At 58.3% G+C, this 22,453-nt stretch carries 20 protein-coding genes; 7 read left to right on the top strand and 13 right to left on the bottom strand.

What is annotated here, in order from left to right; translation table 11 throughout:
* The first annotated feature begins 1 nt into the window (after window position 1).
* Entirely contained in the window at window positions 2–460 is a 459-nt protein-coding gene (locus C1J05_RS16670) for a hypothetical protein (protein WP_114871227.1), read from the top strand.
* 9 nt (window positions 461–469) lie between these two features.
* Here C1J05_RS16670 and C1J05_RS16665 read toward each other — a convergent pair whose 3' ends face one another.
* Window positions 470–1,594 carry a beta-ketoacyl-ACP synthase III gene (locus C1J05_RS16665; RefSeq protein WP_114871226.1) on the bottom strand — a complete coding sequence of 375 codons (1,125 nt, stop codon included), beginning with the start codon at window positions 1,592–1,594 and terminating at the stop codon, window positions 470–472.
* 327 nt (window positions 1,595–1,921) lie between these two features.
* On the opposite strand from C1J05_RS16665, the gene C1J05_RS21940 reads away from it, so the two are divergent.
* Window positions 1,922–2,632, top strand: a complete 711-nt coding sequence (locus C1J05_RS21940) for a VPLPA-CTERM sorting domain-containing protein (RefSeq protein WP_254684630.1) — start codon at window positions 1,922–1,924, stop codon at window positions 2,630–2,632.
* A 64-nt stretch (window positions 2,633–2,696) separates the two neighbouring features.
* On the opposite strand, the gene C1J05_RS16655 is transcribed toward C1J05_RS21940, so the two are convergent.
* The 3 genes from C1J05_RS16655 to C1J05_RS16645 all read right to left on the bottom strand — a co-directional run bounded on the left by C1J05_RS16655 (window position 2,697) and on the right by C1J05_RS16645 (window position 7,984).
* Entirely contained in the window at window positions 2,697–2,990 is a 294-nt protein-coding gene (locus tag C1J05_RS16655; protein WP_114871225.1) for a hypothetical protein, read from the bottom strand.
* Between the two features lie 164 nt (window positions 2,991–3,154).
* Window positions 3,155–6,487: a carbamoyl-phosphate synthase large subunit gene (gene carB, locus C1J05_RS16650; protein ID WP_114871224.1), complete on the bottom strand. Its 3,333-nt coding sequence runs from the start codon at window positions 6,485–6,487 to the stop codon at window positions 3,155–3,157.
* A gap of 252 nt (window positions 6,488–6,739) precedes the next feature.
* Complete coding sequence (locus C1J05_RS16645) at window positions 6,740–7,984, bottom strand: class I SAM-dependent methyltransferase (protein WP_368073715.1); 1,245 nt, start codon at window positions 7,982–7,984, stop codon at window positions 6,740–6,742.
* A 176-nt stretch (window positions 7,985–8,160) separates the two neighbouring features.
* Between C1J05_RS16645 and aspS the strand changes: the two genes are divergently transcribed.
* Together aspS and C1J05_RS16635 are read left to right on the top strand one after the other, a co-directional pair.
* The gene (aspS, locus tag C1J05_RS16640) at window positions 8,161–9,936 is read left to right on the top strand and encodes an aspartate--tRNA ligase (protein WP_114872402.1); all 1,776 of its coding nucleotides are present in this window, start codon (window positions 8,161–8,163) and stop codon (window positions 9,934–9,936) included.
* A gap of 52 nt (window positions 9,937–9,988) precedes the next feature.
* On the top strand, window positions 9,989–10,720 hold the full coding sequence (locus C1J05_RS16635) for a GNAT family N-acetyltransferase (protein WP_114872401.1): 732 nt from the start codon (window positions 9,989–9,991) through the stop codon (window positions 10,718–10,720).
* A 44-nt stretch (window positions 10,721–10,764) separates the two neighbouring features.
* Here C1J05_RS16635 and C1J05_RS16630 read toward each other — a convergent pair whose 3' ends face one another.
* Window positions 10,765–11,484 carry a response regulator gene (locus tag C1J05_RS16630; protein WP_114871223.1) on the bottom strand — a complete coding sequence of 240 codons (720 nt, stop codon included), beginning with the start codon at window positions 11,482–11,484 and terminating at the stop codon, window positions 10,765–10,767.
* 168 nt (window positions 11,485–11,652) lie between these two features.
* Between C1J05_RS16630 and mce the strand changes: the two genes are divergently transcribed.
* Together mce and C1J05_RS16620 are read left to right on the top strand one after the other, a co-directional pair.
* The gene (gene mce / locus C1J05_RS16625; protein ID WP_114872400.1) at window positions 11,653–12,057 is read left to right on the top strand and encodes a methylmalonyl-CoA epimerase; all 405 of its coding nucleotides are present in this window, start codon (window positions 11,653–11,655) and stop codon (window positions 12,055–12,057) included.
* 3 nt (window positions 12,058–12,060) lie between these two features.
* A complete protein-coding gene (locus C1J05_RS16620) occupies window positions 12,061–12,336 on the top strand; it encodes a DUF1467 family protein (protein ID WP_114871222.1) in 276 nt (91 codons plus the stop codon).
* Here the strand turns inward: C1J05_RS16620 and C1J05_RS16615 are convergent.
* The 6 genes from C1J05_RS16615 to C1J05_RS16590 all read right to left on the bottom strand — a co-directional run bounded on the left by C1J05_RS16615 (window position 12,287) and on the right by C1J05_RS16590 (window position 20,689).
* Window positions 12,287–13,012, bottom strand: a complete 726-nt coding sequence (locus tag C1J05_RS16615) for an EI24 domain-containing protein (RefSeq protein WP_114871221.1) — start codon at window positions 13,010–13,012, stop codon at window positions 12,287–12,289. The genes C1J05_RS16620 and C1J05_RS16615 overlap by 50 nt on opposite strands.
* On the bottom strand, window positions 13,009–13,587 hold the full coding sequence (locus C1J05_RS16610) for a nitroreductase family protein (protein WP_114871220.1): 579 nt from the start codon (window positions 13,585–13,587) through the stop codon (window positions 13,009–13,011). The genes C1J05_RS16615 and C1J05_RS16610 overlap by 4 nt, the downstream gene beginning before the upstream one ends.
* Window positions 13,588–13,724: 137 nt before the next feature.
* Entirely contained in the window at window positions 13,725–15,062 is a 1,338-nt protein-coding gene (locus C1J05_RS16605; RefSeq protein ID WP_114872399.1) for a S41 family peptidase, read from the bottom strand.
* Window positions 15,063–15,067: 5 nt separating this feature from the next.
* The gene (locus tag C1J05_RS16600; RefSeq protein ID WP_114871219.1) at window positions 15,068–16,201 is read right to left on the bottom strand and encodes a murein hydrolase activator EnvC family protein; all 1,134 of its coding nucleotides are present in this window, start codon (window positions 16,199–16,201) and stop codon (window positions 15,068–15,070) included.
* Entirely contained in the window at window positions 16,198–17,715 is a 1,518-nt protein-coding gene (gene gpmI, locus C1J05_RS16595) for a 2,3-bisphosphoglycerate-independent phosphoglycerate mutase (protein ID WP_114871218.1), read from the bottom strand. Before gpmI ends, C1J05_RS16600 begins: the two co-directional genes overlap by 4 nt.
* Before the next feature lie 94 nt (window positions 17,716–17,809).
* Entirely contained in the window at window positions 17,810–20,689 is a 2,880-nt protein-coding gene (locus tag C1J05_RS16590) for an error-prone DNA polymerase (RefSeq protein ID WP_114871217.1), read from the bottom strand.
* Between the two features lie 115 nt (window positions 20,690–20,804).
* On the opposite strand from C1J05_RS16590, the gene C1J05_RS16585 reads away from it, so the two are divergent.
* Entirely contained in the window at window positions 20,805–21,275 is a 471-nt protein-coding gene (locus C1J05_RS16585) for a DUF1203 domain-containing protein (protein ID WP_114871216.1), read from the top strand.
* A gap of 11 nt (window positions 21,276–21,286) precedes the next feature.
* Here C1J05_RS16585 and C1J05_RS16580 read toward each other — a convergent pair whose 3' ends face one another.
* Entirely contained in the window at window positions 21,287–21,664 is a 378-nt protein-coding gene (locus C1J05_RS16580) for a hypothetical protein (protein ID WP_114871215.1), read from the bottom strand.
* Between the two features lie 11 nt (window positions 21,665–21,675).
* A complete protein-coding gene (locus C1J05_RS16575; protein WP_114871214.1) occupies window positions 21,676–22,449 on the bottom strand; it encodes a DUF6478 family protein in 774 nt (257 codons plus the stop codon).
* Between the last annotated feature and the right edge of the window lie 4 nt (window positions 22,450–22,453).

Here is a 22,453-nt window from a genome sequence, read left to right as displayed (position 1 = left end):
TATGGCCGGTATTGGCAGTTATCTGAAAAAGCACACAGAAGCTTTGGTGAAAGATGTGGGAATTGAACCCGCCTGCACCTTAACAGGAAAATCCAAGGCGACATTGGGGCGCTATTATTCAGACAATCCCGAACACGCGGACCGGTTTATGCCAATTGATGCCGTTGCCCTGCTGGAAGAGGCATCGGCCTATCCTCATGTCACTTCGGCACTGGCCGAACTGAAAGGGATTACCCTGTCTTATGATGACAGGCGTCCCAATGAACAACGCAAAGGCGGGATCAATACGGATGTCATCGCGTTAAGCCAGCGCTTTGCGATGCTGATGGCCGAGTACCAGCAATCCATCGAAGACGGGATTATCACCATCAACGAAGCCAAGCGTTTGCTGAAAGAAACGTCGATGCTGCAACAGGTTCTGATCGATATGAAGTTGCACCTGGAAGAAGAAAGCGGCTGACCCTGTACGTCAGTCGCGGCGTTTCACGATGACCGACCCGACCGAATAGCCTGCGCCGAAAGAACAGATCACGCCCAGATCACCATCCGCCAGATCGTTAGAGAATTTCGAAAAGGCGATGATGGAACCGGCCGATGATGTATTGGCGTAGTCTTGCAGGATGTTGGGCTGTTCGCCCGGTTCCGGCGCGCGGCCCAATACTTTCTTGCCGATGAAATCATTCATCGTTTTGTTGGCCTGATGCAGCCAAAGCCGTTTAAGATCAGATGCTTTTATGTTTTCGGCGTCCATGTGGGCCGCGATGTGCGCGCTGACCATGGGCAGCACTTCCTTGAACACTTTGCGGCCGTTCTGCATGAATTGCATGTCGCGCCTGTCTTTTGTGCCATCGGGGCGCGAGCGGCGCAAAAAGCCGTTGTTGTTGCGGATGTTGTTGGAAAATTCAGTGGCGCAGCGGGTCGAGATGATCTCGAAGCAGGGGCCGCCCGCCAGGTCGGCGCGTTCAATCAAGGTGGCCGTCGCGACATCGCCAAAAATGAAATGGCAATCGCGGTCGCGCCATTCAAGATGGGCGCTGCAAATCTCGGGGTTGATGACCAGTGCGCTGCGGATGCTGCCGGATTTGATCATGTCCGCAGCGGCCTGAATTCCGAAGGTTGCAGATGAACACGCGACATTCATGTCAAAGGCAAAACCGGCACAGCCAAGCAGGTTCTGGATTTCGACCGCAATGGCCGGATAGGCGCGTTCCATATTCGAAGCGGCGCAAATGACCAGATCGACTTCGGATGCGGATCGACCCGCCTGAGCCAGCGCTTTTTGCGCGGCATCAACGCCCATTTCCGCCATCAGGGATGGTTCTTCATCGCTGCGCTGGCGCAGCAGCGGGTGCATGATCTCGGGATCCAGAACGCCCGACTTGTCGATCACGTAGCGCTGTTTGATGCCGCTGGCCTTTACAATGAACTCTTCGGAAGAATGTTCCTTGGCCTCTGTCGTGCCGGCCGCAATCTCATCTGCGTGTCGGACATTGAACAGGTCCGCATAGGCGTTAAAGGCGGCCACCAGTTCGGCATTGGTGATGATTTCACTGGGGGTGAACACCCCGGTGCCGGTAATGGCAGCTTTGTACATGAAGTGGCCCTTGCGTGAGTTTCAGGCAGAGTAATGCCCCTGTCTGGGGGGCGCAAGTTGCGTTGGCCCGGCGGTGGTGTTCGCCGAGTGGTCACGTTTGGGTCGGCGCGTGCGCAGAAGCCTTATTGTGTCGCTTCCAGAGACAGTTTTTGCATCAGGCATTTATTGAGTATTAATAGATGGTTAATTGGGCGAAAATAGCACATCATTTCGCCATATTTGGAACACAAATGCTTCTTTTTCAGGAACAGCACGGATATAAATAAGCGTTAGAGCATTCGATTCGTTTGCGTTTGCTTTGGTAATGAGTGTCAAAGGATTAGTGTTATGAGTATTATGAAGTTTGCCGCATCGACGGCTGTGGCCGCCCTGATTTCAACAACAGCCTGGGCCGGCACAATCTCCACACTTGAATATAACGGGTCTGCCGCTGGCTATCGCACGGTCACGCTTGATGCGGTTCCGGTTACGGTTGCGAACAACCTGACAAATGTTTCTGCCGGCGGGTTCGATATGAACGACACGACCGGCGGTCTTGGCAGCAGCTTTATCGCGTGGTGTCTGGATCTTGGCGCCTTCTTGGGCACAAGCGGGTCGCATGACTATATGCACACGTCCAGCCCGTTCCAGAACGGTGGCGTGAACCTGATGAACGCCGGTATCGCGCGCATTCAGGCGATGTTTAATGCCAATTACGGCAATCCTCTGGTTACGACGGATCGTGATACAACCGCCGGGTTCCAACTGGCATTGTGGGAACTGGTGTATGACACCGACTACGACATCGAAACCGGTGCTTTCCAGGCCAGCGCAAGCGATGCGGTCGAAGATATTGCAGGTGAATTCCTGACGGCGGCCCAAAACTACATTGGCGGCGACCGCTGGCGCCTGACGTTCCTTGAAAGCATGGGCCAGGGCAGCGCGCGCAAGCAGAACCTTGTCACCGTGTCGCCTGTGCCGCTTCCGGCCAGTGGCATCATGCTGATCGCAGCGGTCGGTGGATTGGTCGCAGCCCGCAAGCGCCGCAAGGCCGCGTAAACGCGATTGCCATAGAATTAGAACAAGGGCTGCCCCAGTGGGCGGCCCTTTTTTTCGTCAGCCGCTATCTGGTTGGCACGGAATACAGCACATACCCATCGCGCCGCGCCACTTCGATGGCGCCGGTGTCGGTGACAAAGACGCCCAGATTTTCAGTTGTTTCCGGGCAACCAACAAAATCTGCCGCATCGTCAAGAAACTGGTTGGTATACGCGTCCTCGCCGATGCGGCGGCAGGCATCCCCGCTAAACCGGTACCCGTCGCCAAAAAAGGGCAGGGTCGTTTCAGGCGGCGGGGTTGGTTCCTGCGCGCAGGCAGCGACAAGCAAGGCAACAGGCAAGGCAAGAAACGGGCGCATTGGGAAAACTCCTTTGAAGTGACACAAAGCAGTTTAGCATGGGTTTTGAAAAAGCGGATAGGGCTCGGCAAAGTCTTGCGCGTGTAATTTACGGGGCACAGAACCGAACCTGACTGCGGATAATTCCGCAGACCGGCAAAGACCAAACGTTTGCAGAGTTCAAATCAGCCCTGCAACGGCTTCACGCCAACATCCCCGTCCGCCTGTGCGCGGATTGCCAGCGCGGCAGCGTGTGAACCGGCCGCCGTGGTGAAATAGGGGATGCGGTCAAACAATGCGACCGAGCGGATGGATTTGGAATCCTCGACCGCCTGCGCGCCCTCGGTCGAGTTCATCACCAGTTGGACACGGCCATCCTTCATCATGTCAACGATGTCCGGGCGGCCTTCGTAGACCTTGTTGACGACGCTGCACTCCACGCCCTGTTCCGCCAGCCAGCTTTGGGTGCCACGTGTGGCGACAAGGCTAAAGCCAAGGCCGGTCAGGATTTGTGCCGCCTCAAGCATATCCGGTGTCTTGTCGGCGTCCTTGATCGACAGAAACGCACAGCCCGATGTTGGCAGGCTCATGCCTGCGCCCATCTGCGCCTTGAGAAACGCGCGCGGGAAATCGCGATCCCAGCCCATCACTTCGCCGGTGCTGCGCATTTCCGGGCCCAGAATTGTATCGACGCCGGGAAAGCGGGCAAAGGGCAGAACGGCCTCTTTCACCGAAAACCACGGCATGTTGGGATCGGCAAGGCTGAGCGGGTCGCCCAGCGGCAACACGTCATCATAAGCGGCATTGGCATCATAGGGCGCGCGTTGCGGGAAATCGGCCAGCTTTTCGCCCGCCATGATCCGCGCCGCGATAGAGGCAATGGCGGAATCCGTGGCCTTGGCGACAAACGGAACGGTCCGGCTTGCACGCGGGTTCACCTCGATCAGATACACTTCGCCGTCCTTGACAGCGAACTGGATATTCATCAGGCCGACAACATTCAGCGCACGGGCCAGCGCATGTGTCTGATTGTGCAATTCGGCAATGATGTCGGGGGCCAGCGAATAGGGCGGCAGTGAACAGGCGCTGTCGCCAGAATGAACGCCCGCCTCTTCGATATGTTGCATGATACCGGCGACATGCACGTCAGTGCCGTCACAGATCGCATCAACATCGCATTCCACAGCGCCGGACAGATAGCTGTCCAACAGCACGGGGCTGGACCCCGAAACAACCACAGCTTCGGAAATATAGCGTTCCAGCTGTGCCTGATCGCGCACGATCTCCATCGCACGCCCGCCCAGAACGTAAGAGGGGCGGATGACCAGAGGAAACCCGATATCTTTTGCGATTTCAAAGGCCTGAGCATCGGTTGATGCGATGCCGTTATGCGGTTGCTTCAGGCCAAGCCCTTGCACCAGTTGCTGGAAACGTTCGCGGTCTTCCGCCAGATCAATGGCATCGGGGGTTGTCCCAAGGATCGGGATGCCTTCGTCTTGCAACGCATTTGCAAGTTTCAAAGGTGTCTGGCCACCGAATTGCACGATCACGCCGTGCAACGTGCCGTTTTCCTGTTCGACCCGCAGGATTTCCATCACATGTTCAAAGGTCAGCGGCTCGAAATAAAGCCGGTCAGATGTGTCATAATCAGTCGATACTGTTTCCGGATTGCAATTGACCATGATGGTTTCGTAACCGGCATCGGTCAGCGCATAACATGCATGGACGCAGCAGTAATCGAATTCGATCCCTTGGCCGATCCGGTTGGGTCCACCACCCAGAATGACCACTTTTTTCCGGTCCGACGGGCGCGCCTCGCATTCGACTTCTCCGAACACGGGCGTTTCGTAGGTCGAATACATGTACGGGGTCTGCGCCTCGAATTCGGCAGCGCAGGTATCGATCCGTTTAAAGCAGGCGACAACGCCCGCAGCGCTGCGCGCCTTGCGCACCGCCTGTTCGGATTTGCCTGCCAGCTTGGCAAGGCGTGCATCGGTGAATCCCATCATCTTGAGGTGGCGCAGGCCCTGTTCGTCATCGGGCAGGCCGTTTTCGCGCACTTTGGCCTCTTCATCGATGATTTCGCGAATGCGCGCCAGAAACCACGGATCAAACATCGTAACCGCATGGATATCCTGATCAGAGGTTCCCAAACGCATGGCTTGCGCGATAACCCGGATGCGATCTGGCGTTTGCTGGCTCAGCGCTTTGGTGATGGCGGCAGGATCAGGTGCGCCGGGTATGTCAATCTCATCAAATCCGGTCAGGCCGGTTTCCATCGAGGCCAGCGCCTTTTGCATGGATTCATGAATTGTGCGCCCGATCGACATGGCTTCGCCGACGGATTTCATCGCCGTGGTCAGGTGCGGTTCTGATCCGGGGAATTTTTCGAATGCAAAGCGCGGAATTTTGGTCACGACGTAGTCGATCGTCGGTTCAAAGCTGGCAGGCGTGACTTTGGTGATATCGTTGTCCAACTCGTCCAGCGTATAGCCGACGGCCAGTTTGGCCGCGACCTTGGCAATCGGAAATCCCGTTGCCTTTGAGGCCAGCGCGGAGGAGCGGGACACCCGCGGGTTCATTTCGATCACAACCATACGACCATCCACCGGGTTGACGGCCCATTGCACGTTCGATCCGCCGGTTTCCACGCCAATCTCGCGCAGCACGGCAATCGAGTGATTGCGCATGATCTGGTATTCCTTGTCGGTCAGCGTAAGTGCTGGCGCAACGGTGATCGAGTCGCCGGTATGCACGCCCATCGGATCGACGTTTTCGATGGAACAGATGATGATGGCGTTGTCGGCTGTATCGCGCACCACCTCCATTTCGAATTCTTTCCAGCCCAGCAGGGATTCATCGATCAGGATTTGCCCGACAGGCGATGCATCCATGCCCGAACGGCAGTAAAATTCGTAATCGTCGCGGTTGTAGGCCACACCGCCGCCCGAACCGCCCATGGTAAAGGCAGGACGGATAATGGCCGGTAGGCCGATGTCATCCAGCGCTTCCAGCGCAATGCGCACCCCAGCGGCCAGATCCTTGGATCCATCGGCCTTTTTAGGCGCGGTTGCGATGGTGGCTTTGGGATTTTCAATGCCCAGACGATCCATTGCTTCGCGAAACAATTTGCGGTCTTCGGCCATTTCGATGGCTTCGCGCTTGGCGCCGATCATTTCGACGTTGTACTTGGCCAGCACACCCATTTCTTCCAGTGCAAGCGCAGTGTTTAGCCCGGTCTGCCCGCCCATCGTGGGCAGCAATGCATCAGGGCGTTCCTTTTCGATGATCTTGGCCACAATCTCGGGGGTGATCGGTTCGATATAAGTGGCATCCGCCATGCCCGGATCTGTCATGATGGTGGCCGGGTTGGAATTGACCAGAATAACCCGATACCCTTCTTCGCGCAGGGCCTTGCAGGCTTGCGCGCCGGAATAGTCGAATTCGCAGGCCTGTCCGATTACGATTGGCCCTGCTCCGATGATCATAATCGACTTGATGTCGGTTCTCTTCGGCATGGCAGCGGCCCCTTTTTTGACAGATGTGCGGTTTACATCGGATTTCCGGACACGCCCCCAAGCGCGTCCAAATTGTCGTGGGTTATAGGCATGAAGGGGGCAGGTGCAAGGGGGAATACAAAAGCTTTTGCGTTCATTCATGTGGCGCCAATGCAGCGCGCCTGTGGAGCGCGTGATTTTCAGTGGCGCGCGGCAGGCGCCGCTGTGACGCGGGCGGGAACGATTGGCAACAAAAAGAAGCGGATGTGCGGCTTATTGTGCGGCGTGATGCAGGCGGGGGATGTGACCGGAATAAAGGTAGTCGCGCGTCAGTGGCACAGCATCGCGCTGATGCGACAGCTGAAACTGAAACACGGCCTGCTGTTGTTCTTCAAAGGCCATGATGCACACTGTCAGGTAGTAGCGCCACATACGGACGAACCGATCATCGTAAAGCGCGCGAACCTGATCGATTTGCGCATCAAACCGGTTGCGCCAGTGGCGCAGGGTCTTGGCATAGTGCAGGCGCCAGACCTCGATATCGCACGTCCAGAGGCCGGATCGTTCCATTGCCGGGGCAAGTTCGGACATGGAAGGTACGTAGCCACCCGGAAAGATGTATTTGTGGATCCAGGGCGAATGGGCAATCGGCGGCCCGCAGCGCCCGATTGTATGGATCAGCGCAACACCATCCGGCGCAAGCAGCGCATTGATCTTGTCAAAGTAATCCCGGTAATGGGGAACACCGACATGTTCCAGCATGCCGACACTGACAATCCGATCAAACGGGCCGGTCAGGTCGCGATAATCCATCAGCCGGATCGTAATCCGGTCAGATAGCCCGGCCTGTGTGACGCGGGTTCTGGCCGTTTCCAGCTGGTTTTCGGACAATGTCACTCCGGTGACTTTTACACCGTAGTCGCGCGCCAGAGTCAGTGCCATGCCCCCCCAGCCACAGCCGATGTCAAGAACATGCTGGCCTGGTGATAAAAGCAGCTTTTGCGCGATGTGGGATTTCTTGGCGCTTTGGGCGTCGTTCAGGCTCATCCCGTCGTCGGCGAAATACGCACAGGAATATTGCATGTCGTCATCCAGAAACAGCCGGTAAAGATCATCGGATATGTCATAGTGATGCGCGACGTTGGATTTGGCACTGTGAGCAGTGTTACGTTGCACCAGATCTCGCATGGCAAAACGCGCGCGATCCAGAATGCGGATCCAGAACGGAAACGCATCGGGGCGGCGATTGCGCAGAATTAGACGCAACAAATCGCCCAACGCATCGTTCTTTATGGTGATCTGCCGGTTCATATATCCTTCGCCCAAGGCCAGTTCCGGCGTAAGGCACAGGGCGCGTAGAATTTTGTGATCGTGCAATATCAGCAATACGGGTGGTCCGCTGCCGTCGCCGTAGCTTTGCGTGCGGCCATCGGGGTAGGTGATCTGCAAATGACCCGTCTGGATCAACCGCTTGATCATCGTGTCAAAAACCGGTTCCCACATATCGCCCCCTTTCATCCGGTTCCCCGTTTTGCGGGGTCTGGATTGAAAACGTTCGGTTTCGGCGCGCTAATATACACCCAAACAACAAATTTTCCAATTCCGGGTTGCCCCAACGCCGTGGTGCGCTTGACTTCTACGCGCAACCAAGGTGTATCGGCGCGACGCCGTTGACCCCGAAGGGAACCGATCAGATGCATGCCTATCGCAGCCACACCTGTGCCGCTTTAACCGCTGATAACGTCGGCGATACCGTTCGCCTGTCCGGATGGGTGCATCGTGTGCGTGATCACGGTGGCCTTTTGTTCATTGATCTGCGCGACCATTACGGCATCACTCAGGTGATGGCAGACCCCGACAGCCCGGTTTTTGCCGAGATCGAAAAGGTGCGCAGCGAATGGTGTATCCGGATTGATGGAAACGTGATGGCGCGCGACCCGTCATTGGTGAACCCCAAGCTGCCCACTGGCGAGATCGAGGTATTTATACGGGATATCGAAATCCTGGGACGCGCCGAGGAACTGCCTTTGATGGTATTCGGCGACCAGGAATATCCTGAAGAAACCCGCCTGCGTTACCGGTATCTTGATCTGCGGCGCGAAAAGCTGCAGCAGAACATGAAGCTGCGATCAGATGTTGTTGCGTCGATGCGCAAACGGATGTGGGACAGCGGTTTCCGCGAATACCAGACCCCGATCATCACGGCCAGCAGCCCGGAAGGTGCGCGTGATTTTCTGGTGCCGTCGCGGCTGCATCCGGGTAAATTCTATGCCCTGCCGCAGGCGCCGCAGCAGTTCAAACAGCTGATCATGGTCAGCGGCTTTGACAAGTATTTCCAGATCGCGCCGTGCTTTCGCGATGAAGACCCGCGCGCGGATCGTTCGCCCACCGATTTCTATCAACTCGACCTCGAGATGAGCTTTGTCGAGCAGCAGGATGTGTTTGACACGATCCAGCCGGTTCTGACCGGTGTGTTCGAAGATTTCGGCGGGGGGCGCAAGGTGGATCAGCACTGGCCGCAAATCTCCTATCGGGATGCGGCGCTGTGGTACGGTACGGACAAACCGGATTTGCGCAACCCGATCAAGATGCAGGTGGTCAGTGAGCACTTTGCCGGTTCGGGTTTTGCAATTTTCGCCAAATTGCTGGAACAGGAAGGCACTGAAATTCGCGCCATTCCCGCGCAAGGCGGCGGGTCGCGCAAATTTTGCGACCGCATGAACGCGTTTGCGCAAAAAGAAGGCCTGCCCGGTATGGGTTATATCTTCTGGCGTGATCAGGGCGAGGGAATGGAAGCCGCGGGCCCGCTGGCCAAAAACATAGGGCCGGAACGCACCGAGGCGCTGCGCCGGCAACTGGGTCTGGGTGTCGGGGATGCCGCGTTTTTCCTTGGCGGCAAACCCAAAACCTTTGAAGCGGTCGCAGGGCGCGCGCGGGTCGAGATCGGGAATGAATTGGGCCTGACCGATAAGGACAGGTTCGCCTTTGCCTGGATCGTCGATTTCCCGATTTACGAACGTGACGAAGAAACCGGCAAGATCGATTTCGAACACAACCCGTTTTCGATGCCGCAGGGCGGAATGGACGCGTTGAATGGTGATCCGCTTGAGGTTCTGGGATACCAGTATGATCTGGCGTGCAATGGCTATGAACTGGTCAGCGGCGCGATCCGTAACCACAAACCCGAAATCATGTTCAAGGCGTTCGAGATCGCCGGTTATGGCGCGGACGAAGTGCGCAAGCGCTTTGGCGGTATGGTCAACGCGTTTCAGTATGGCGCACCGCCTCACGGCGGCTGTGCGGCGGGCATTGACCGGATTGTCATGTTGCTGGCGGACGAGGCGAACATTCGCGAAGTTATCATGTTCCCGATGAACCAGCGCGCCGAAGACCTGATGATGAATGCGCCGTCTGACCCGATGAGCGATCAGTTGATGGAACTGGGGTTGCGGATCATTCCGCAGGACTAGGGCGTATTGAAGGCTTGGCGTGTCCGCTTTTTCAATCTAGCGTCGCGCCATGATGGGGAAATCCAAATCCGATACGGCCCGCCCTTTGGGTGCGCCTGTGCCCAACTGGCATGTTCCGCCCGAACCGGACAGAACTGCTGTTCTTAAGGGGCGGTATTGCCGGCTGGAACCGCTGGATGCAGAACGTCACGCGGCGTTGTTGTTTCGCGCCTATGAAGGGCATGACAGCCTTTGGGATTATCTGCCTTACGGCCCGTTTTCGTCGGCGTCGCAATACCATCGCTGGGTGCGCGAAACGGTGGCAGATCAGGCGCATCTGTTTTATGCGGTTTTCGATCTTGAAACGGAAATTTGCGGTGGTGTCCTCAGCTTTTTGCGGATTGCGCCGGCTGCCGGTTCGATTGAAGTGGGCAACATCAATTTTTCACCTGCGCTACAACGCACGCGGGCAGCGACTGAAGCGCTGTTCCTGACAATGCAGTGGGCATTTGAAGCCGGATATCGCAGGTTCGAATGGAAATGCAATGCGCTGAACGCGCCGTCTCGGGCGGCGGGTCAGCGGTTGGGGCTCAGCTTTGAGGGAGTTTTCCGGCAGGCACTGGTCGTCAAGGGGCGCAATCGCGATACCGCGTGGTTTGCGGCAATCGATGCAGAGTGGCCGGCGCTGAAAGAAGCGTTCGGTATGTGGCTTGATCGGGCGAATTTTGATGCCGACGGTCACCAGATTGAACGTTTAAGCGATCTGACCGGTTTGGTCCGGGTAACATCCGATCCGACACTGTAAGCGCGTCATCCTCTGGTAATTCGATCCAACACTTTCGCACGCTGTCACATGGCGATTTTCTGATCCAGCCGGTCCTGTACCAGCCCGGCGATCTGTGCGGTGTTTGCCGCCACCGGGCGGCCTTGGGAACGGGCGCGTGCAAGCGCCTTGGCGGCATTGTGCAAAGGGGCATCATTTGCACTATGGGCGACGCCGCTGACAAACTGCGCGATGTAATCCAGTGTCGCATCATCGGCGTTTTCGCCCAGCACCTCTGCGACATGGGCCATGTCATCGCGATATGCGATGGGATCGGGCACCACTGTTTCATCCGGCACAACGCGCAGCCCTGCAGGGCGTCGGTCTTGTGGCATGCGCGCCAGTACCATGTTCTGAAACAGCGCCAGTGACGTGATCGGTTTGGGCATAAAGCCGTCCGCACCTGCAATCCGCGCGACAGCCCTGCCATTTTCGTCACCGGATGTCGCGAAAATGGCGGCAACGCGCGGGGTGGCCTCGCACAACTCGCGGATCAGATCGGCGCCGGAGCCATCGGGCAGCCCCAGATCAATGATCGCCACAGACGGGCGATAAACCTTGAGGTGGCGGCGGGCGGATCGCAGGCAATCGGCGCGACGGATGCGCGCACCGCTGCGCAGACATAACAGGCGCATCGCCTCGCAGGCAAAGCGGCTGTCTTCGACAACAAGAACGGTCAACCCGGTCAACGGACGCGATGCAGTAGGCGCAGCGGGCGCAACGATAAATGGGGCCATTTCATCCATGAGCAGATTCCTTTTGAGCAGCGGCAGATGGACAATCGTTATGCAGACTTGCCTAACAGTGGGTTAACGAAGGCGTGCGATTTGCCGCTGCCGGATAGGCTTGCCCTTGGGCGGGGTGGGCGGCATAAGCATCCGCAACCTGTTATCTTTTCCATCAAGGAGACTGCCATGATCGGACGTCTGAACCATGTTGCCATTGCCGTGCCCGATCTTGAGGCGGCTTCGGCCCAATATCGCGACGCGCTGGGCGCACAAGTGGGCGCTCCGCAGGATGAACCGGATCACGGTGTGACGGTTGTGTTCATCGAACTGCCGAACACCAAGATCGAGCTGTTGTATCCGCTGGGTGAAAACAGCCCGATCCAGGGCTTTCTGGACAAGAACCCGTCAGGCGGCATTCATCACGTGTGTTACGAGGTCGACGATATTCTGGCCGCGCGTGATCATCTGACCGCCAGCGGCGCACGTGTTCTGGGCACCGGAGAGCCCAAGATCGGGGCGCATGGAAAGCCTGTCCTGTTCCTGCATCCCAAGGATTTCAACGGCTGTCTGGTCGAGCTGGAGCAGGTCTGAACCATGGGTATAACCTCGGCCATCGTGCTATATGCCGTTTTCTGGTTCCTGACCTTTCTGGTCGTGCTGCCAATCCGTGTCAAAACCCAGGGCGATCTGGGCAATATCGTTCCGGGGACACATGCGGGTGCGCCCGAGGTTCATAATCTGAAGAAAAAGGCGTGGATCACCACCGGTGTTGCCTTTGTTCTATGGGTAATCGTGGCCGGTATCATCCTGTCGGGATGGATCAGCGTGCGCGATCTTGACTGGTTCGGGCGGATGGGTCCGACGCAATAATCGCATGATACAAATGCGTGAACGTTGCGGCCCCTAAAATCGGGATCAGCAGATTGATCACGGGTACGGACAGGGGCATCGCCATCAATGTTCCGGCCAGCCAGATTTTTCCGCTGTGACGGGCGCGCAGGGCGTTGGCCTTGTCCCGGTCCAACCTGCGCATCGCGGCCAGGGTAAAATATTCGCGCCCCAGCAAGAAACCGTTCATCCCCCAGAAGATGAAAAGCGCGACCGGCGAAAGCACGATGTAAAGAATAATCGCCAGAATATTGGCGGTGATCAGAACCCCCAGAAAATTGACCGTGTCTCGCACCGCATCCCAAAACGGCACTGGCTGCGCGGGCGGTAGGAGCGGATAGGATTTGTCTTCGACAGCCTGTGCGACTTCGTCCAGAAACATGGACGTGATTGCCGACGCGACCGGCACCATCAGAAACACTGACAGGACCAGCATCAATAGAACAGAGGACCAGCTGACCAGATCGTCGATCCAGGTGACTTCTCCGATCAGCGGCAGGAACACCTGTTCACCAATCAGCCAGTCAAGCAGCGCAACAAAGCCTGCTGTTGCGCCGATCAGAAGTGCCAGTGTCAGGCCAATGCCCATCCAAAGAACGCGGCGAAAGCGGGGATCGCCAAGCTGCGCCAACGCCTTGAAGAACGCGTTAAGGATCATGTGTCTTGCCAGGTCGTGATGGCGTCCAGATCGGGGCGGGGGCGTTCGGGCGGTGCGGAGGTTTCGGTGCCGATATGGATGAAACCCGCAATCCGCTCATGCGCTTCAAGCGCCAGCCCTTCGGTCATGAACGTGCGATCATGCGACGGCCAGCCCGACAGCCAGTTCGCGCCCCAGCCAGAGGCAAGCGCCGCGTTCAGAAGGGCCAGGCATACCGCGCCGGTTGAATAGGTCTGTTCCAGCGGCGGGATCTTGTCGGACGGTTTGGGGCTTTCGATCACGGCAACAGCCAGATGGCCGGTGCGGATGGGCGCGTGACCTTTGTAAATCTGGTCATCTGGCAGGCCCAACGCATGTCCACGCGCCTCGGCCAGACCAGCAAGGCGCAAAATGGCGGTGCGGTTCAGCACGATAAATCGCCACGGCTCCAGTTTGCCATGGTCGGGCGTGCGCGCGGCGGCCGTCAGGATCGGCAGAAGCTCGGCGCGCGATGGCACCGGCAAGCCCAGCGTTTTGGCCGGACGCGAGCGCCGGTTCAGCAGAAAGTCCAGTGCAGCAGAGTTTGGATCGGGCATAAGGGCGCCTTTTAGAATGCGATGGATCGATCTTGGGCATGCCTTGCCGGAATTCAAGGTGTAACCGGGGCAGATGCACAAACCGGTGTTGCATCGCAGGGGATTACGCTCCGCCCTTTTCAGGCGGGGCGGTCCGGTTATTCGGTCGGGCCGAGGGCGGACAAACCTTTCAGGATATCAATGGCATAGGCCAGTTGATAATCTTCTTCGCGCAGGTCTGCGGCGGCTTGGGCTTTTTCACGGTCAGCTTCAATCTGGCGGCGCTGATCTTCGGTCAGGCTGTCATTGTTCAGGCTGCCCCGCAAATCGGCCTCTGTGCGGCTGAAGCGGTTTGTTTCCTCTTCTTCCTCTTCGGCGTTCGGGTCACGACGGGGTTGTGCGACGATGATATCGGGCGAAACCCCCAGCGCCTGAATGGAACGACCCGACGGTGTGTAATACCGCGCGGTTGTCAGACGCATTGCACCTTCACCACGCAGCGGCATCACGGTCTGTACCGATCCTTTGCCAAAGCTTTTGGTGCCCACGATGATGGCGCGACGATGATCCTGCAACGCGCCCGCCACGATTTCCGAAGCAGATGCAGATCCGCCATTGATCAAAACAACAATCGGTTTGCCCATCGCCAGATCACCGGGGCGCGCGTTAAAGCGATCGCCGTCTTCCGGGTTGCGCCCGCGCGTGCTGACGATCTCGCCGCTTTCAAGAAACGCATCCGAAACGGATATCGCCTCGTTCAACAGGCCGCCCGGGTTATTGCGCAGATCCAGCACAATGCCGTTGACGTTGTCCATACCGCCCGCAGCTTCGACCTGCTCGGCCAGTCCCGCTTCCAGGTTGGGAGTGGTCTGATCGTTGAATGTCGTGATCCGCAGAACAACGGTATCGCCCTGAATACGACTGCGCACCGCGACCAGTTTGATGGTGTCGCGAATGATCGACACGTCGAACGGCTCGGGTTCGCCCTCGCGCACGACAGTGATCAGGATTTCCGAACCGACAGGTCCGCGCATCATATCCACAGCTTCATCCAGGGTCAGACCCAGAACGCTTTCACCATCGACATGTGTGATGAAGTCGCCGGATTCGATACCGGCCTCGTCTGCGGGGGTGCCATCAATGGGCGACACCACCTTAACAAAGCCTTCTTCCTGTGTGACTTCGATGCCCAGGCCGCCGAATTCGCCGCGTGTCTGAACCTGCATGGCACTGGCATCTTCCGGCGACAGATAGCTTGAATGGGGATCAAGCGATGTCAGCATGCCGTCAATGGCAGCTTCGATCAGTTCACCTGCATCCACCTCTTCCACATATTGCGCGCGGATGCGTTCGAATATGTCGCCAAACAGATCAAGCTGCTCGTATACATTTACGGTTTTTGCCGCTTCCTGCGCCACCAGCGGGCCCGCAATCTGGGTTGCAGCGACAACACCTGCCAATGTACCGCCAATTGCGGCCATAGCGAATTTCTTCATCTTGATCATCCATCCTTTTCGGTTTGGAACCACGTTTCCGGGTCCACGGGCTGATTGCCCTTTCTCACTTCTATATAGAGCGTTTCTGAACGGTCAGTTCCAGTGCCTTCACCGCTTAGTGACAGGATTGCACCAATTTCGGGCGTTTCTCCCCCCATCAGACCGACAGGCGCGTCCTGTGGAATGACCTGACCAACCTCTCCGAACACCTGATCCAGCCCGGCCAGCACAAACAGCATGTCAGACTGCGGTTCGAGAATCACCACATTGCCCAGATCGAGCAAGGGTCCGAGATAGCGGATCGTCGCTGCCGTCGGGCTGGTGACCAGCGCGCGGGGACGGGTGGCAAGGATCAGGCCCGGGCGTTTGATCCCGGCGGCGTCCGGTTGTCCGGCACGATGCAAAATGCGCCCCTGAACAGGCAATTTCAGCGTGCCTTGCTGGATCGAGATATCTGTATCAGGATCACTGACCTGATCGGCGTTGATTTCGACCAGCCCGCTGGCAAACGCATCCAGCGTTTCGGTCGAAGCGATCAGAACGGCGGTACGCACCGGATCTTCGGTAAAGCGTTGCGGCAGATCGGTGCGGTTTGCCACAGCCTGACTCAGCTTCAGGCGCGCCTCTTGCACGCCGTTCAACCCTTCCAGCAGGTTATCCGCGCTGTTTTGCTGCAACAGGCGCAGGGTACGGACTTCGTCCAGATCGCGGCGCAGGTCTGCCGCGCGGGCGTTCAGTGCGGGGGTCACTTCGGAAAGGATCATGCCGGAACGCGCAGTTCCTATGGGGCCGGACGGGTGCAGCAGCAGAACGGGAGACGGGGTGTTTCCGATTGTTTGCAACGCGGCCAGCAGGGCCGCGATTTCGGTATTGCGCGCCTCAAGCTGAAGGTTCAGTTGTGCTTCGCGGGTCGTGGCGCGGCGTAAACCTTCACGCATCGCCTCAAGCCCGCTTTCATAGGCTTTCACGGTTTCAGTCAGGGCGCGGATGCGATCACGTGCGCTGTCCGCCTCTTGCAATGAAACCGATGCCGCCTCAAGCGCGTCAGCCGCCGCGCGGGCATCTGCTGACAGATCACTTTGTGCCAGCGACATGCAGGGCCAAAGCAGGGCCGTGATCAGGGCAATCACACGTTTCATTTGATCAGGCTCTTGCCGGTCATTTCGACCGGTGTTTCCAGTTGCATCAACTCCAGCAGAGTTGGCGCGATGTCTGATAGCCGACCTTGCCTAAGCTGCGCGCCTTCGGGGCCGCCGATCAGGGCAACGGGCACCGGGTTCAGGGTATGTGCCGTGTGCGGGCCACCTGTTTCAGGGTCGATCATCGTTTCGCAATTGCCGTGATCCGCCGTAAGGATCATGGCGCCGCCCGCCTGTTCCAGCGCCGCAACCACACGGGCCAAACCCTGATCCACCGCTTCGCAGGCGGCGATGGCGGCGTCCAGATCGCCGGTATGGCCGACCATGTCGGGATTGGCGTAGTTTGTGACGATCAGATCGTAATCGTCCTGAATGGCCTGCACAAACTGATCCGTCACATCGGGTGCGGACATTTCTGGCTGCAGATCATAGGTTGCCACTTTGGGCGATTGCGGCATGAAGCGGTCTTCGCCGGTTTCGGGCATTTCCTTGCCGCCGTTCAGAAAAAACGTCACATGCGGATATTTTTCGGTTTCCGCCAACCGGAACTGGCGCAACCCATGCGCGGCGACCCAAGCCCCCAGCGTGTTGACGATTTCGGCCTTGGGATAGGCCGTGGTCATGAAGGCGTTATGGGCTTGGGAGTAGTCGACCATGCCCAGCATCGCCGCCCATTTTGGCCGTTGACCAACCTCGAACGCGTCAAAATCCGGCTGGCCAAGCGCCGCCAGAATCTCTCGGGCGCGATCGGCGCGAAAGTTGAGGCAGAACAGCCCGTCCCCATCTGTGGCGCCCGCGTACCCGTTCAGGACGCTGGGGGTTATGAATTCGTCTGTTTCGCCGCGCGCATAAGCTTCGGCAATGGCGGTTGTAGCATCGGCGCAGGGATGCCCTTGCCCGTAAAGGATGGCGTCACTGGCGGATTTGACACGATCCCACCGATTGTCGCGATCCATCGCAAAATAGCGCCCGGTCAGGGTTGCGATCTGCACACCTGCGGGCAATCCGCCCAGCAATTCGGTCACAAAAGGCGCGGCTGATTTTGGCGCAACGTCGCGGCCATCGGTCCAAAGGTGCAGGATAACGGGAACGCCCGCATCCCTTAGCGCCCGTGCAGCGGCCTGAATATGGGCCAGATGCCCATGTACACCGCCATCGGACACAACGCCCAACAAATGCGCAGAGCCGCCGGTGTTTTTAAGGGTTTCGACAAAATCCAACAACGCGGCATTACTGAAAAAACTGCCGTCTTCGATGGCCAGATCAATCATCCCCAGATCCATCGCCACAACCCGTCCGGCCCCGATATTGGTATGGCCGACTTCGGAATTGCCCATCTGGCCGCTGGGCAGACCCACGTCGGGGCCATGGGTGGTAAGAACATTGTGGGGGCAGGTCGCCATGATCCTGTCGAATGTCGGGGTGTGGGCCAGCGCCGGCGCATTGCCTGTCGTTTCGGCCCGCTGCCCCCAGCCATCCAGAATGCACAACACAACGGGTTTGGGGGCAGGCATGTAGAAGGCTCCGGTGGATTGTTTTGCGCCTTCTACCGTGTCCGCCGCTTGGGGTGAACCGCTTTTTCAGGACCGGCGTTGTGCTGCCTGCAAATTACAGGGGTTGCGCTCCGGGGGTAAGGATATGGCGCAGCAATGCCACCGGATGCGCCCGCAGGCTTAGACGCATGGCAACGTAATCCTCGACCACCTGTTCGCCCATCGTCATTTCGGGAAGATTGGCGGCGGGTTCAACGATGCCTTCGCCTTCGATATCGCCTGCGAACAGCGGCAGGGGAGTGTCGGTTGTGATCGCCTTGGCCTCCCACAGGGCGGCGCGGCGGGACAGGTCCAGCCCGGCGAACACGTCCGCTTCGGCCAGCCGTGCCAGCACCGGCGGCGACAGCCCTGCGCGGCGCCACACATCCTGCACCGAACGATACCCGTTGCCGCGCGCCGCCGTGATCCAGCAGGCGTCTTCCTCGCTTAGCCCCTTGATCTGGCGAAACCCCAGGCGCAGGGCCAGACCGCCATGCCCGTCGGGCTCCATCACGTTGTCCCAGTAGCTGGAATTGATACATATCGGGCGTACAGTCACATCATGTTCGCGGGCATCGCGCACGATCTGGGCGGGGGCATAAAAGCCCATGGGCTGGGAATTCAGCAAAGCACAGGCAAAAATGCCCGGATGGTGGCATTTTATCCAGGCAGAGGCATAGACCAGCAGCGCAAAAGACGCCGCGTGGCTTTCGGGAAATCCGTAAGAGCCGAACCCCTCGATCTGGCTGAAACAGCGGTCGGCGAAATCTTCATCATAACCGTTACGCTTCATGCCGCGCAGGAACAGGTTGCGAAATTCGCTGACATTGCCGTGTTTCTTGAACGTGGCCAGCGAGCGGCGCAACCGGTCGGCCTGATCGGGGGTGAAGCCTGCACCGACAATGGCGATCTGCATCGCCTGTTCCTGAAACAGCGGCACACCCAGCGTCTTGCCCAACACGTCGCCCAAAGCGTCTGATGGAAAGCTGACCGCCTCTTCGCCATTGCGCCGCCGGATGTAGGGATGCACCATATCGCCCTGAATGGGGCCGGGCCGGATGATGGCCACTTCGATCACCAGATCGTAGAAATTGCGCGGACGCATCCGCGGCAGAAAATTCATCTGCGCGCGGCTTTCGACCTGAAATACCCCGATGCTGTCGGCGCGGCACAGCATATCATAGACTTGGGGATCTTCGGGGGGCAGGGTGGCCAGCGTATGATCGATCTGGTGATGCTGGTGCAGCAGATCAAACGCCTTGCGGATACAGGTCAGCATTCCAAGGCTCAGGACATCGACCTTGAGAATGCCCAATGTGTCGATGTCATCCTTGTCCCAGCAGATCACCGTGCGCCCCTCCATCGTGGCGTTTTCGATCGGAACCAGTTCATCCAGCCTGCCTTGGGTGATGACAAAGCCGCCGACATGCTGGGACAGATGGCGGGGAAAGCCGTTGATCTCATGAACCAGATCCAGCATTTGCCGCAGCCGCCGGTCGGCCGGATCAAGACCGATCTCGCGCATGCGTTCCTCCTCCAGCCCCTTGGTGCTGAAAAAACCCCAAAGCTGAGAGCTGAGCGCTGAAATGGTATCTTCACTCAGCCCCATGGCGCGTCCGACTTCGCGGATGGCGCGTTTGCCGCGATAATGCACGACGGTGGCGCACAGGCCCGCACGATGGCGGCCATAGCGTTCATAAATATGCTGGATCACCTCTTCGCGGCGTTCATGTTCGAAATCGACATCAATATCAGGCGGTTCATCCCGCGCTTCGGATACGAACCGTTCAAAGACCATGGTCCCGATCTCGGGGCTGACGGATGTGATGCCAAGACAATAGCACACCACCGAATTCGCAGCCGACCCGCGCCCCTGACACAGGATGTTGCGCGAACGGGCAAAGGCCACGATGTCGCGCACTGTCAGGAAATAAGGTTCGTATTTAAGCTTGCTGATCAGATTCAGTTCGTGCTGCAACATCGCGCGCACCTTATCGGATGCCCCGCCCGGATAACGCCAGCGCAGCCCGTCGGAGGCCAACCGCGCCAGCCGTTGTGCCGGTGTTTCCTGCGCCGTGCCTTCTGATGGGTATTCATAACGCAACTGGTCAAGGCTGAAGCCCAGTCTGGTGCCGAGGGTATAGGCCCGTTCCACCGCGTCTTCGTGGCCTTGGAACAGGTGCCGCATTTCGGGTTCGGATCGCAGGCGCTGTTCGGCGTTTGCCAGTGCGTCGCGTCCCAGATCGTCCACCTTTCGCCCAAGGCGCACGGCTGTCAGTACATCGGCCAATTTGCGCCGCGCGCCGTGATGCATCCGTGGCGCGGCGCTGGCCAGGGTGGGCAGGTTCAATGCGCTGGCCTGCCGGGTCAGCGCGGCAAAACGGGCGCTGTCCTGCCCGTCATAATGCGGGCAAAGCAGTATATGCAGGCGGTCGGGGGCGTGTGTCTTGATCTGCCGCGCCGCCGGCTCCCAATCCCCCTGTGGCCAGATCAGCAATTCCAGCCCTTCGCTGCGGTCCAGCAAATCTGCCAGTTGCAGATCGCAATCGCCCTTGGTGGTGCGCAACCGGCCTGTGGACAGAATACGGCACAGATTTCCCCATCCGGTCCGGTCTGTTGGCAACACCGTCACGGGGGGCGCATCGGTAAATACCAGCCGCGCGGCAGGGATCAGACGCGGGGCATTATACACCGGAAACGACTGCGGTTTGGGCAGATGAGCGGGGCAGGGCGGCCCGATCAGCCCGTTCGCGGCGTCCCAGTCCTGCCGTGCGCGCACCAGCCGCATGATATGACGCGCTTCGGTGTGGGCACGCACGATCCCGGCCACCGAATTGTCATCGGCAATGGCAATGGCGGGCAGATCAAGGGTCGCCGCCCGGCGGATATATTCCTCGGGGTGGGACGCGCCTGTCAGGAACGTGAAATTGGACGTGATCGATAATTCTGTGAACATGGAAATCCATTTTATTCACCTTTTGTTCTTTTTCCGAGTCCTTTTGTGATTTGCGCAGGAAACGGGTCGCGCGGGCCTCAAAACCTGTGGCACACCATGACGAAAGGAGAGTGCCATGATCACATTTTCAGCCCTGCCAACCGATATCGTCCGTGCTTATCAATCCGGTGCGCCGGATGCCTATGGCGCGCCTGCCGAACGTGCTGTTTCAAATGGGGCCGGCAATCCGTGCCGTCATTGCTTGCGCAACATTCCCGAAGGGGCCGATATGCTGATTCTGGCGCATCGTCCGTTCGACGGGTTGCACCCTTACGCCGAAACCGGCCCGATTTTCCTGTGTGCCGAACCGTGCGAACGGCACACCGACAGCACTGCCCTGCCGCCGGTTCTTACCACATCGCCGGATTATCTGATCAAAGGATATGGCCGCGATGACCGGATCGTTTACGGAACAGGTGCTGTGGTGGCGACGACCAGACTGGCAGAACATGCGACCCGCATTCTGGACGACCCCAAGGTGGCCTATGTCCATGTCCGCTCGGCCCGCAACAATTGTTATCAGGCGCGTGTAGAGCGCAAAGCCTGATCTGCAAGCGGCTACATCGTTTCCAGACAATGCCGGCGAAACGCACGTTTGAGCATGTCCAGTTCGGCGCGCAACAGGTCCATTTCGGCGCGGATGTCATCCCCCAACGCGTCCCCGGCAATCAGGCAGAACTGGCCCAGTTGATCCTTGGTTCTGCTATCGTGGATCAGAAAGGTTTGCACACCATCCGAAATCGCATCGGCGGGCACCGGAATACGCAATCGCCATAACCCGGCGTCCTGATCCTCGACAATTTCGACGTCTGCGACGACTTGGGCCAGATGCGTGACTTGGACATCCGGCACCGTGTTGTTGCCGGATTTCGGGGTCAAAACACCTTCCCAGATCCCCTGAATCATGCGGGTCTTCGTCAGTTCAAAATCGCTCATTCCGGCCTCAATCAAAGGGCTGCGCGGGGGCGGCGGTTAAAGGTAAGATCGCGGATGACCACCTGGTTCATTTCCGGACCTTCAAAGATCAGATCAAGCCACGCCTTTTCGATGCGCTTTTCATTCAGTTTGGAATAGGCCAGATCAAACTCGACCATGACATCCTGTTCGTGCAGGGGCAGTTCGCGCACGATCTGTTCCGTGTTCGGCCCGTGTTTGATGTTGAGGCGGGCAAAAATTTCCAGCGGCTTTTCGATTTCCAGAATTGTATCCATCCGCAACAGATGTGTGCGTTTCAATCCCGCCACGGCCGCCTGTGGCAGATCAATGACCAGTGACAGAAACGAGCCGTCAAATTTGAAAACGTCCAACCGTACACCGTAAGGGGCAAGATCGGCCTCGCGCTGGTTGCGCAACTGGCGCAGGGTCAGTTCAGAATAGGCGCAGTCGTGAAACAGCGTCACCTCGTTGCCCAGCATGGATTTGGTCTGCACAGAAGACATGCCGGCCTGCGCCAGCGGCCCGCGCCACAGTTCGGGGCGCCATGCCCAGTCGGCATCGTGGGGTTTGGGAAACGTGGTCGATCCGACACTGGGCAAGGCCAGCCGATTTTCCGCCTTGTGAATCAAGCTGTCCAGATGGGATCGCATCAGCCGGGCCTGCTGGCGTTGCGCCCGCAGCGTGCTTAAATTCGTATCGCCAGCATGGCTGGCCGCCCGCGCCCAGCGGCGCATTTCACGCCGGTACAATATCTTGTCGATCAAGCTGTCGCCCTTGTACGCCATACGT

Origin of the sequence: Sulfitobacter sp. JL08 (assembly GCF_003352045.1) — a bacterium.
Taxonomy (GTDB): domain Bacteria; phylum Pseudomonadota; class Alphaproteobacteria; order Rhodobacterales; family Rhodobacteraceae; genus JL08.
The sequence above is the reverse complement of the archived record's forward strand: the minus strand, read 5'-3'. Positions and strand labels throughout refer to the sequence as shown.